Origin of the sequence: Vibrio sp. OPT24, assembly GCF_015163545.1 — a bacterium.
GTDB classification, from domain to species: domain Bacteria; phylum Pseudomonadota; class Gammaproteobacteria; order Enterobacterales; family Vibrionaceae; genus Vibrio; species Vibrio cyclitrophicus.
In genome coordinates this window covers 1,037,029-1,049,491 of sequence record NZ_JADDYI010000053.1, presented here as the reverse complement: position 1 = coordinate 1,049,491, position 12,463 = coordinate 1,037,029, and the positions used below count along the sequence as shown (strand labels likewise).

Annotated in this window: 9 protein-coding genes and 1 pseudogene; 5 read left to right on the top strand and 5 right to left on the bottom strand. The window is 43.1% G+C overall.

What is annotated here, in order from left to right:
• Positions 1-92: 92 nt before the first annotated feature.
• The 3 genes from IQO02_RS18315 to IQO02_RS18305 all read right to left on the bottom strand — a co-directional run bounded on the left by IQO02_RS18315 (position 93) and on the right by IQO02_RS18305 (position 3,346).
• On the bottom strand, positions 93-1,715 hold the full coding sequence (locus IQO02_RS18315; RefSeq protein ID WP_016785431.1) for a phosphoethanolamine transferase: 1,623 nt from the start codon (positions 1,713-1,715) through the stop codon (positions 93-95).
• Positions 1,716-1,947: 232 nt separating this feature from the next.
• Positions 1,948-2,517 carry a porin family protein gene (locus IQO02_RS18310; protein ID WP_016767103.1) on the bottom strand — a complete coding sequence of 190 codons (570 nt, stop codon included), beginning with the start codon at positions 2,515-2,517 and terminating at the stop codon, positions 1,948-1,950.
• 250 nt (positions 2,518-2,767) lie between these two features.
• Positions 2,768-3,346, bottom strand: a complete 579-nt coding sequence (locus IQO02_RS18305) for a porin family protein (protein WP_010432088.1) — start codon at positions 3,344-3,346, stop codon at positions 2,768-2,770.
• A 350-nt stretch (positions 3,347-3,696) separates the two neighbouring features.
• Between IQO02_RS18305 and IQO02_RS18300 the strand changes: the two are divergent.
• Positions 3,697-4,235: pseudogene (locus IQO02_RS18300) on the top strand (isochorismatase family protein).
• A gap of 53 nt (positions 4,236-4,288) precedes the next feature.
• On the top strand, positions 4,289-4,822 hold the full coding sequence (locus IQO02_RS18295) for an AAA family ATPase (protein WP_016787456.1): 534 nt from the start codon (positions 4,289-4,291) through the stop codon (positions 4,820-4,822).
• 20 nt (positions 4,823-4,842) lie between these two features.
• Here IQO02_RS18295 and IQO02_RS18290 read toward each other — a convergent pair whose 3' ends face one another.
• Together IQO02_RS18290 and IQO02_RS18285 are read right to left on the bottom strand one after the other, a co-directional pair.
• Positions 4,843-5,007, bottom strand: coding sequence for a hypothetical protein (locus IQO02_RS18290; RefSeq protein WP_010432080.1), 165 nt, complete (start codon positions 5,005-5,007; stop codon positions 4,843-4,845).
• 112 nt (positions 5,008-5,119) lie between these two features.
• Entirely contained in the window at positions 5,120-7,183 is a 2,064-nt protein-coding gene (locus IQO02_RS18285) for an ATP-binding protein (RefSeq protein WP_010432077.1), read from the bottom strand.
• Between the two features lie 208 nt (positions 7,184-7,391).
• Between IQO02_RS18285 and IQO02_RS18280 the strand changes: the two genes are divergently transcribed.
• From IQO02_RS18280 to IQO02_RS18270, 3 genes are all read left to right on the top strand, one after another.
• Positions 7,392-8,735 (top strand): sigma-54-dependent transcriptional regulator, encoded by a 1,344-nt coding sequence (locus tag IQO02_RS18280; protein ID WP_102282467.1) that lies wholly within the window; start codon positions 7,392-7,394, stop codon positions 8,733-8,735.
• A gap of 318 nt (positions 8,736-9,053) precedes the next feature.
• Positions 9,054-10,067: a TAXI family TRAP transporter solute-binding subunit gene (locus IQO02_RS18275; protein WP_016789976.1), complete on the top strand. Its 1,014-nt coding sequence runs from the start codon at positions 9,054-9,056 to the stop codon at positions 10,065-10,067.
• 213 nt (positions 10,068-10,280) lie between these two features.
• Positions 10,281-12,458, top strand: a complete 2,178-nt coding sequence (locus IQO02_RS18270) for a TRAP transporter permease (RefSeq protein ID WP_016767107.1) — start codon at positions 10,281-10,283, stop codon at positions 12,456-12,458.
• Positions 12,459-12,463: the final 5 nt, after the last annotated feature.

The window sequence follows — 12,463 nt, the reverse complement described above, 5'->3', positions numbered from 1 at the left end:
AGAAAAGACCGAGGTCTTTTCTTTTGAGAGAGAGTTGAGGAGAGCTTGCTCAGGCAACTCGAGTTTTCCGATGGTTTACATAAGCAAAAGCGCTAACGACACGGTGCGAAGATATCTTGTTCCTCTCTATACTCTTTGGTTTGTACATCCATCAGGCCAAGCAATGAATCGAACAAATTGTCGTGAGAAAAGCTCTGTTCCTTTCCTTCTTTACGCAAGCAAGTGTCACTGAGCCCTTTCTCTGTAGCAAAGTCATCAGACATCCATAGAATCATCGGAACATGGGTTTGTTCTTTCGGTGCTAATGAATAAGGCATGCCGTGTAAGTAGACGCCATTTTCTCCCAATGACTCTCCATGATCGGAAATGTACATCAGCGCGACATTGTACTTATCGGTGAGTTTTTCTAGCTTCTTAATAGCCTGTGAGAGAAAGAAATCTGTGTACAAAATAGTGTTGTCGTAGGTGTTGAGGACTTGCTCTTTGGTACAGTTTTCGATGTCAGAACGTGGACAATCTGGCATAAATTTCCTATGTTCTTCAGGATAACGCTCATAGTAAGTTGGGCCGTGAGAACCGGAAATATGATAGAAAATGATACTATCTTGCTTAAGATCTTGGGTATCTTGCTCAAAGCTCTCTAACATCGCTGTGTCGTAACACACATCGTTGTTACATAGCGGGTCGCTGTCTTTGGCGACGAGAGTCATCTCTTTGATTCGGTGCGCAACGGCTTTGTCTCCACCATCATGTTCTCTCCAAATAGAGTGAATCCCTGCGCGGTTCATGATGTCGACTACGTTGTCTTGGTTGTAGGCTTTGTCGCGATCATAGTTGCTGCGATTCATGTTAGAAAACATACACGGAACAGAAACTGCAGTGGCCGTTCCACACGACTGAACATCAGAGAAAAATATCGGATTGTAGGGCTTGGTATGAGCATTGGTTTCTTTCTCATAGCCATAATATTGATAGTTGTATACACGTGCTGTTTCACCAAGAACAAACACCAATAAGGTTGGTTTTTCTGCTTGTTTAGTTTCTGGTTTTAGCTGTGCGTCTAAGCCTATTTCTTGGTACGGGATTGGCTCTTTGATATAAGTATTATTGATGTACTTAACGGTTGATGCCACGTACTCCGTTGGAATGATCATCTTCTTGAGATGAGAATTATTTCGGCCAATCGATACGTAATCTTTGTAAAATAGCCCTGCAATAATGGCAATGACGATTAACGAACTCAATAATCCTATCGATTTCCAAATAGCAAAATCTTTCCAAGACTCTCTTTCAAGGTTCGTCAATAAAAGTACTAGTGATGGTATACCACCCATCAAAACAAACCAGAAAATAGAATATAGGCTTAAATAACTGGCGGCTTCTCCACTGTTGGTTTCAAAAACGTTTTCTATCATTCCATAGTCAACAAAAATGCCATAGCTGAACATGCTGTAGCTGACCAGAGAGGAAGTAAGCAGTAACAAGATGAAAAAGGCCTTGGCGAATATCGGCCAGTTAAAAACTTGAAAGATAAAGTTGAATGCAGCGAGAAAGAAGAAGGGAATTGAGATTATGAACCCAATACTTTCCGCTTTTGAGGCACTAAGAATATTGAATAACTCGCGCGAGATCGGCAGGTTGATGACAAGTAAATAATACAATGCCAAAACGAAAGGGAGTTTGTTTATCGACATATTTAAGCGCGGTAGATTCATTGTCTTGTTTTCCTGCGTCTCTTGTCCCTTTATTTTAGTCTCGCTACCAAGAAAGCTCTAATATCAATGCATAAAGCTCAGGAAGTGATGGAGAGCGATAAACCGGCTAAAGTGAAATGACGCGATAGGGCGTGTAGAAACAAAAAATTCACTTTACTGAGTGACCTTCATGACAAGGTGGAACAGCAAAGTGAATTAGTATATTTAGCTTATTCTATGTAATTCAATCACATTAGAAGTTGTATGAACCACCGAAGCTAATGCTGTTGAAGGCAAGTGTTTTGTCTTCTTTCTTAAAGCCGTAGTCGTTCTCAACACTCACCGCATCTGCTTGTGAAATTAGGCGAAGTGTTAGGTGTTCGATTGGCGTGTATTCAACACCGACACCAAAGTGGAAACCAGTACCACTGTCGTCATCATAACCAGCACTCTGGTTTGCATTTAGGTCAACAGAACTTAAACCAGCCAATACGAATGGACGGATAGTATTGTCGAACGTGTAACCGATGTTTGCAGATGCTGAAATAGATGTTGGCGACAGTTTTGCTGCCCCCTTTTTGTAGTCTGCGTAATCGTTGTAGCCAAGCTCAACACCAATGATGCGATTGAATTGGTAACCGCCGTATAGGTTGTAGCCCATGCCATTTGAATCTAAATTACCTTGACCATCTGTATCAGAATCTTGGTAGATACTAAGTCCGCCACCAATGTAAGCACCGCCGTCAGTTCCTGCTGCTAAAGCTGGAAGAGAAACTGCGCCAATTAAACCTAGTGCTAATGCTGATTTCGCTATCTTGTTCATCTTTGTTACTCACTCTGTCATGTCTTCAAATGTGATTGTCAGTCACTATCGATTGTTAATCGTTTTTAGTTTGTGGCCTCTAGACCGTTGTTGACAATTATCCCTGAGTTTTTTACTCATTACTGTATGGCTTTGTAAGTTGAATCGTTACATAGAAACAAAAATTCACTTTACTGTGCTGTCTTATTACAGGGCAGAGCAGCAAAGTGAATTTTGGTTATTTACTTACTATGTAATCACTGGGAGCACATCAGAAGTTGTATGAACCACCGAAGCTAACACTATTGAACGCAAGTGTGTGATCATCACTTTTGAATGAGCCGTTACTTCCGAAGGAATAGTTGTCTTCCACATTTACCGCATCCGCTTGAGAAATCAGGCGAAGTGTTAAGTGCTCAATTGGTGTGTATTCAACACCGACACCAAAGTGGAAGCCAGTGCCACTGTCGTCATCATAGTTTGCTGCGCTATTTGCATGAAGGTCGACCGAGCTTAAACCTGCAAGTACAAATGGACGAATGGTGTTGTCGAACGTATAACCGAGGTTAGCTGATACAGAAATAGACGTTGGTGAAAGTTTGTCTGTGCTGTTCTTGTAGTCTGCATAATCGTTGTAGCCAAGTTCCACGCCAACGATACGGTTGAATTGATAACCGCCGTATAGGTTGTAGCCCATTCCGTCTGAATCTAGGCTTGGCGCACCGTCTGTGTCTGAGCCTTGATAGACACTAAGCCCACCACCGAGATAGGCACCTCCATCAGTGCCTGCTGCTAAAGTTGGAAGTGAAACTAAACCAATTAAACCGAGTGCTAATGCTGATTTTTTCATGATAATACCTTGTTTACTTATCCTGTGATGGAAGTCACGGTATCGCTGATTTTTGATCTGTAAAACCCTCAGAAATGAAACCTATCTTCTCATTCATCGTGCGATTATATGCGGCTCTAGAGTTTTCAATAGTTAACGAGATTTTGCGCGGTTATATTGTATATAAATAAAATTCATATATTGACAAATGGTTAAATTTGCTAAATAAAACGATGTTTTTAATTTTTCCTTGATTGGATTTTTATACTAAACTATTGAAATAAAAATATTTTTTAATGGCTCACTAGCGCTGTAGGTGATTTTTTTTGATAAACCCAAGCGTTTGATTCATCCATAACAAGGAAAAAGTAATGCTAATCAAAGAAAAGACAGGCTTGGTTGTTGTGGATGTTCAAGGCAAGTTAGCGTTCCTCGTCGATGAGAGCGATACGCTAATTTCTAACTGTAGAAAGTTGATTAAGGGCGTGCAGGTTTTGGGGCTGCCAATTGTTAGCTTGGAGCAGAATTCTGAGAAGTTAGGTGCTACGGTCGACGAACTTAATGACCTATTGAGTGATGCTAAGCCGATACAAAAATTTACGTTCAACGCGTGTAACGAGCCCAAGTTTGTTGAGGCAGTGCAAGCCAAAGATGTGGATACGTGGTTGGTTTGTGGTATTGAAGCTCACATTTGTGTCTATCAAACCGCAGTGGGTTTGTTGGAACTTGGGTTCAAGGTTCAAGTGGTTAGTGATTGTATTAGCTCGCGAACCGCACTCAACAAGGGCTGGCAATCCGTCGACTAACCGATGCTGGTATCCAAATCACAGGATTGGAAATGAGCTTATACGAGCTAGTGAAAGATTGTCGTGCACCAGAATTTAAGTTCATTCTATCCTTAATTCGTTAACTTGGGTTTCGTTTAGGTCCGATTCGTTAACTTTCCATTTTGAAGAGGTTTATTTGAACAATCTAATCGTATTTACCGGAGGGCCGGGATCTGGAAAAACCTCAGTCATCGATGCTTTGAAAAGTCTGGGCTATCGCTGCGCACCAGAAGTTGGACGTAAAGTGATTCAGCAACAAGTCGAGCAACAAGGTAGAGCCTTGCCGTGGTTAGATAAAGTGGCTTTTCGTGACGAAATGGTGCGAGAGGAGTTAGCGAATTACCAAGCGTTTGAGGAAAGTGAGCAACTCGTTTTCTTTGATAGAAGCATCGTAGATTCATACGGTTACAGCTTGTTAGAAACGTTGCCTATTTCAGAGCCTTTGATGAATAACTGTAATGAACTGGAATACAACAGCAAGGTATTTATCTTCCCGCCATGGGATTCGATTTTCATCAATGACCAAGAGCGCAAGCAAGATTTTGATGAAGCGATCGCCACCTATGAAAAGATGGTGACAGCCTATAATCAGTTTGGTTATCAGCTGGTGGAAGTGCCTAAGCTATCTGTTGAGGTACGAGTCGAGTTTATCTTAGCCTCGGTTGGTTAGATTAATCGAAACAGTCGGTGTTACGGCTCTTGAGAGGCGATTGTCGAACCGCCACCTATACCGACAGCAATGATTTGTCTGGTGCTATGCAGCCAGCTGGCTGCGGTTTCAACGTCTTGCCCTTTGAACAGAGTGCGGTTGATGTCTAGGTTCTTGCTTGATTGTTTCGTTGATACTTTAGTCACTGTTTGCTCAACCGATTCATGCGTCAGACACGAATACCTACCAAGATGTACTCTCTTAATAAGCTAAAATATATACGAGTCAATTATCGTAATTTTTGAGTCATATTAGTAACTACGCACTATCACTATTCTGTAGCGTTAACGTGAATGTCATGCCTTGGTCTGGGTTGTTTTTCGCTATCAAGGTACCTTGCATATCCCGAACATTGTTTGCTGTTATAGCCAGCCCGAGTCCTAAGCCTTCGCCCATCTTTTTGTTGGTATGGAAGGGTTCGAAAATGGTTTCGAGTTGGTCTTCTGATACGCCACAGCCATTATCTTGCACTTTGATGATCACGCGTTGTTGATCGGTATGTGCGCTGATAACAATGGTCGCGGGTGTTTGATTTTGAGTGGCGTCTATTGCGTTTCGAATCAGGTTTCCAAGAACTTGGCTTAGCCTGGCTTCTTCACCCATCACCATAGAAATATTGGAGGCGATTCGTACTCGAATATCGACGTTTTCGAGATCGGCTTGGTGAATGCGTAGGGTTTCTTGCAGTGCGTCTGTCAGTGACACTGGGTATGGCTTTTCAAGTCTTTTAAAGGCGAATGACTTCAATTGGCTGGTCATGTTTGCCATTCGGTCGATAAGACTCATCACTAAGTCCATGTTCGCTTTCAACATCTTGGTCTCGCCTCTTTCCATCAGTAGTTGATTACTTGAAAGCAGGGTTTTTAGACCAGTAAGCGGTTGATTAAGCTCATGAGTGATCGCACTCGACATCCGCCCTAGTGCGGCAAGTTTGCTTGATTCAACCAGTTCTTGTTGTGCGTCTTTCAGGTCTTGTGTTCGCTCTTCTACACGTAGTTGAAGCGTTTTATTAGCGTTTTGCACTGCAATTTCTGCTTTTTTGCGCTTACTAATATCGATCACGGTACACAGATAATAAGTGGTCGCATGCCAAGGAAAGGCACTTATAGAAAACAGTACCGGAAAGTAGCTACCATCGCTGCGTCTTGCCATGGTTTCGACGCTGGTTATTTCGGCCAGTTCTTGGTGTTGCTCTAGGTTCTGAAGCAACTGCAAGGTGGTTGAATTTGGATTGCCTGCCTCAAATAACTGCCAAGCTTTGATGTTACTGATCATTGAATCGGATAGTGAGAAGTAGTTTTTGGCCATGAGGTTAATATCATGGATATGACCATGTTTGTCGATCAGCACTAGCCCAACGTGCGTTTTATTGATCATCCCAGACAGACGCTTTTCCGACTCTTCGATGAGTTTTTGTATTCGTAAATTGCTGAGCTTTTTCTGACGTCTTTGATAAAGAATAACCAGCAATAACAGAATGAACAGACAACCTACTGCGACGCTCCAACTTATCCAACTTGTGGTTTGGTTTAGGCTGGTTAACGGCGTTAGGTAGGTTAAGCGCCAATTCAGGTCGTCTAACTTTATGGATTGAATAAGGTAATCTTTATCTTTCAGTCGCCATACGCGAATGTGGGTTTGGTCATATAGCTCACGCTTTGTAGCGAGCGGTTGTGAAGTGAAATTTTCATTGAACCAATCTGCATTCAATCGGTGATCACTCGATAGAAAAAACTGATCGCGAGGGTTTTGAAACAAGATGGCTTCACCATCGGCAAACCATTGGTCGATCAGTAATGATAAATCAATTTGTACTGCAACAATGCCTACCACATCGGATGCTCGATAAACGGGTGCAGCAATAAAATAATCGGGTGTGACGCCTTTATTTTTGGTTACTAGGGAGATCGCACCGCCTTGCTGGTGGATCTTAGCGACAATAGTGCTGGCGCTTTTTTTACTGAGTTTGTTCCTTTCTACGCTAGAAACAAGCAAATCACCGTTTGCAGAGAGTAGATACCATCCTTTGGTGTTAGCCGCTTTGTCTAACTGAATCAGCTGTTTTTTAATGTGTTTTTGGAGGCGAATGTCACCATCAATAAAACGCACGCTGGTTTCATCGTTCGTCACGAGATAAGGCAAATAGTAAAAACGTTTGAGCGTGCGTCTTGCTTCGGCAATGTATCCAAGGAAGCGCTGTTCTGCGTAACGCTGAGCTTGTTCTAGCTTCCATTGGCTTATGCCACTTTTGGTAGTTACTTGAACTAAACCAATCAATAAACAGGCAAACAGGAACAACCAATATCGATTTTTGTTAACCATTCTTGATTAAATCCTTTTTAAATTATTGAGTTGAAAAGCTGCGTTTTATTACCACATGGAAGGTTGAATCTGGAACAAATTGAAGCTAGCAAACATTATAAAACTGTTAAAGGAGTGTTATTCAAAGTGGGAGCTAGCTCCTTTTAGTCTGCGGCTTTTTTACATACCGTGGTCGATATTATTTAGGTGTAAGCGATGGGAAGAGATCATGCAACGTATTGCTTTGATTGAAGATGATGCAATTGTGCGTCAAGCAACCAGCCAATGGTTGCAGTTGGCAGGCTTCGATGTCACCGCATTTGAGGTTGGACAAGACGCGTTAGATGCGGTCGTGGAAGGTGATTTTCAGACCATCATTAGCGATGTGCGCTTACCTGATATTGATGGTGTTGAACTGTTAAGTCGCTTTAAAGATTTGGTGCCAGAAGTACCTGTTATCTTGATCACCGGACATGGTGATGTCGATATGGCCGTTAAGGCATTACAGCAAGGCGCGTATGATTTTATAGAAAAGCCGTTCGATCCAGAGCGTTTGTCTCAAACGGTATCGGAAGCGGTAGATAAACATCAAAGTGGTCAAGATAGGATAAATCGTCAAAGCTATTTGGATAACCTGAAGGGCATTGAACAAGTTCTGATTGGCCGCAGCAGAGTGATGTGTGCATTACGAGAACAAATACAAAAGGTCGCTTCAATTGATACCAACGTGATCATTTATGGTGAAACTGGCTGTGGGAAAGAGCTCGTTGCCTCTTGTTTACATAAATTTAGTCAGCGTAAACCTCATCCTTTTGTGCCACTAAACTGTGGTGCGATTCCAGAGAATCTATTTGAAAGCGAGCTGTTTGGTCATGAAGCCGGGGCATTTACTGGTGCTGCTAAACGACGCATTGGTAAGCTTGAATTTGCCGACAAAGGTACGGTCTTTCTTGACGAAATAGAAAGTATGCCGTTGTCGATGCAAGTAAAAGTGCTACGTACTTTACAAGACAATGTTGTTGAACGTGTCGGTGGTAATCAACAGCAACATGTTGATTTAAGAATAGTTTCAGCTTCGAAATGCGACCTTTTAAATCATCCTGACTTTCGCCAAGATCTTTTCTATCGTTTGAACGTTGCTCAACTGCATTTACCTCCTCTTAGTGAACGAGAAGACGATGCTCTTATCCTTTTTGAACACTTCACTCAAGAAGCGAACAGCGAAACCCGAGCGGCCAGTGAAGCCGATCGCTATGCCTTGTTGTCGTATGCATGGCAGGGCAATGTGCGTGAACTGCGTAATGTTGCGATTCGTTTTGCGCTGGATGAAAGCCTGACCGTTGGTGATATTTTGGCGTGTCGTCCTAATTCTGTCACAGAGTCCACAGCGGCAGGCATCCCGTTGGCGGTTCAAGTGCAGAGCTTTGAACGGAAAGTGATTCATGATGCGCTAGTGCGTTATCAGGGACGCATCAATGATGTTATGCAAGACTTGGATTTACCTCGTCGAACATTGAACCAAAAGATGGTGCGTTATGGGTTGAATCGAAGTGACTACGTCGATTCTCAATGATCGGTTTGACAGTCGTGTTTATTGGATATTGATGAGCAATAAATGGCTCAGCGTATATTTATCACTTTATAAACATTGATCACATAAATATAACATGATGTGACCTGACCACCTTTAAGGGGATGTTAACTGCGGCTTTGGATAAGCAAAAAATAGCTTACTCATTAGTAGTGAAATAAGCAAAAAATGGCTTACTTTAGGTGGCTTTTAAAATAAATCACAATAAAAACAGTAGTTTAAAAACTGGCATTGTGCTTGCTATCTAGTGATTGTTGTTAACAAAAATATAACGTGAATAACCCTACATGGAGAGTAACAATGAAATACAACAAGCTAGTTAAAACTTTAGCGATAGCAATGGCTTCTCTTGGCCTTATCAGTCATGCGTCAGCTGAAGAAGATCGCAGCTATATTTTAGCGACGGCCTCAACGGGTGGTACTTACTATCCGGTAGGTGTGGCCTTAGCGACATTGAGTAAAGTTAAGCTTGCGCCTAAGCAGCACTTTTCTTTAGCGGCTATCAGCTCTGCGGGCTCGGGTGAGAACGTAAAGTTGTTGAACGAGAACGAAGCTCAGTTCGCTATTCTACAAGGTTTGTATGGTGCTTGGGCTTGGCAGGGTTTAGGGCCATATGAGAAATCTGGCAGACAAACTCAACTGCGTTCAGTTTCCATGTTATGGCAAAACGTAGAACACTTTATTGTGCGTTCAGATCTAGCAAAAACAGGTACGGTAAGCGATCTAGAGAACCTAAACGGTAAGAAATTCTCTATCGGTAAGAAGAACTCTGGGACTGAAAACTCAGGTCGTCAAATCATGCAAGGCTTATCCGTGGACCCAGAACAATTTAAACTCGCCTTTATGGGTTACGGTGGCAGTGCGAGCGCATTACAAAATGGCACAATTGATGGTATGAACACGCCTGCTGGTGTTCCTGTTGGTGCGGTGACGCAAGCCTTTGCAGCACTGGGTGAAGATATTCAAATCTTGTCGTTTACCGATGCACAAATCAAACAAGCGAATGGTGATTACAATATTTGGACCAAGTATGAGATCCCAGCAAACACTTATCCAGGTGTCGATAAACCAATTACTACGATTGCCCAACCTAACTTCCTAGCGGTTCGTGAAGACATTTCTGAAGAAGATGTGTATCAACTGACCAAAGCTATCTATGAAAACCTACCTTTCCTACAAGGTATTCACAAAGCAACCAAAGCAATGGCACTTGAGAAAGGGATCGCAGGCCTTCCTGTTCCGCTTCACCCAGGTGCTGCTCGTTACTATAAAGAAGTGGGTATAGAAATCCCTTCTGAGTTGATCGTCGACTAACCCTTTGTCTTCGATTAGCCATTTATCTTTAACTCGCTATTTGGCGTGAACTGAATATTCGCGTTAATTAATTGCTTGGTGCGTTTTCATCTGTTTCGGCTACTTTGTTTGATTTGATCGTCTCCGGCTCGTTCGATTATTTGAAGTGAAAACGCACCACCTTACTTTATGGATTTTCTCTGCGCGTTTGGCTGTGGAGAGCAGGAGTTTTCTATGAGCGATTCGCTGCAGCAGGAACTGAAAAAATTCGAATTGCCTACCCGAACAGATTTCCCTTGGGTAGGCAAAGCAATAACGACAATGGGAGTGATACTCTCCCTCCTACATATTTGGTTTAATACCTTATCTACCTTGCCAGAGCTTTGGATTTCGGCGACGCATTTCGCTGGTTTCGCAATCATTTGCGCACTTTGGTATCCCGCCCATGTCTCGCTTAAAAAAAGCAAAATAGCATTAGCTATCGATATTGGGATTGCCTTGGCTGCTTTAGCTTGCCTTATCTACATTCCCTTTGCCGAAGATGCGTTGTATGACCGAGGCGTAAAATTTATCGCCAGTGATTGGTTTTTCTCTATCTTGGCGATTGCCATCGTCATTGAGCTGATTAGACGCACTATGGGCTGGTTCATTCCAGTGCTTATCTTAGTGTGCTTAAGTTATGTAGTGCTTTGGGGACAATGGACCAGCGGTATTTTTCATTTTCCGGGTTTAAGCCTTGAGACGTTACTTTATCGAAGCTTTTACTCATCAGAAGGGATGTTTGGTTCGATCTCAAGAATCAGTTGGACCTTCGTGTTCATGTTCATCTTATTTGGCGCATTTTTAGTTCGATCTGGTGTCGGCGACTACATTATTGATGTATCCCGTGCCGCGGCGGGCAAAGTGATTGGTGGCCCTGGTTTCATTGCCGTTATTGGCTCCGGCTTGATGGGCTCTGTCTCCGGGTCGAGCGTAGCAAACACAGTATCGACGGGCGTGATCAGTATTCCCTTGATGCAAAAGGCTGGTTTCCCTTCGCGTTTCGCGGCAGGTGTTGAAGCGGCTGCATCCACTGGCGGGCAGTTGATGCCACCTGTGATGGGTGCGGGCGCGTTCATCATGGCCTCTTACACGCAGATCCCTTATGTCGATATTATTGCGGTTTCCTTTGTTCCTGCGCTTATCTACTTTTTGTCAGTGGCCTTTTTCGTGCGTATTGAAGCGAAGCGTAGTGGTGTACAAAAGGTGACCTCTGGCTGTGAACCTTTGTTAAAGGTATTGCTATCGGGCTGGCACAACCTGATCCCATTGGCCGTGTTAGTGACTTTGCTCGTTCAAGGCTTTACGCCGACTTACGCTGCGGGTATTTCGATTCTTTCTGTGGTGGTGGCATCATGGTTCTCTAAAAATCACAAAATGGGACCGAAAGCGATCATTGAAGCTTTGTCTCAAGGCGCAAAAAACATGGCGACAACGGCTGTGTTACTAGTTGGTATTGGTCTAGTTGTTAATGTCATTAGCACTACGGGAATTGGTAACACCTTCTCTTTGATGATCAACAGCTGGGCGAATGGCGAGTTACTGGTGATGATTGCGTTGATCGCACTGGCGTCTTTGATTCTGGGTATGGGGTTACCAGTAACGGCGGCTTATATTGTGTTGGGAACATTGTCTGCTCCTGCCTTGTATAAATTGATTGCTGAAAGTCAACTGCTCGACTTGTTGGTGTCAGGGCAGCTTCCTGAGCAAGCTAAAGCCATCTTTATGTTGGCTGCGCCAGATAAGCTTGATCTATTGAACGCACCGATGGCGTTGGAAACGGCGAAAGAGATGATTGCGTTAGTTCCTGCTGATTTTGTGGAAACTCTGCTTGAACAGAGCCTTGGCTTAGAAGCTATCAGCCTTGCACTGCTTTCGGCTCACTTAATTATTTTCTGGTTATCGCAAGACAGCAACGTGACTCCGCCTGTTTGTTTAACTGCATTTGCGGCTGCAACCATTGCTAAAACACCCCCGATGAGAACGGGCTTAATGGCATGGAAGATCGCCAAAGGCTTGTATTTAGTACCATTGTTGATTGCCTACACTAACTTGGTAAGTTGGGATGTGGCCTCCGTGTTAGTCACGGGTGGCTTTGCTGTTATTGGTACTTACGCGTTTATCGCGGCGATTGAAGGTTATTTAGAGAGCGAAGTTAATATTATTACTCGAGTAGTGTTGGTTGCGATAGGTGTAGCTCTAGTATGGCCTGATGTTTCAGTCGTGATCCGTTTGGTATGTGTTGCCATTTTTGTTGGTATCTTCATCTACAGCGGTCGTAAATACGATGCAAATCAAGTGAAAAAGGAATCAGAAAGTGAGGAAAAAAAGTTACCTCAAACCGGATCTAACACTGTCGCGTCTTCCCTATAATTAAA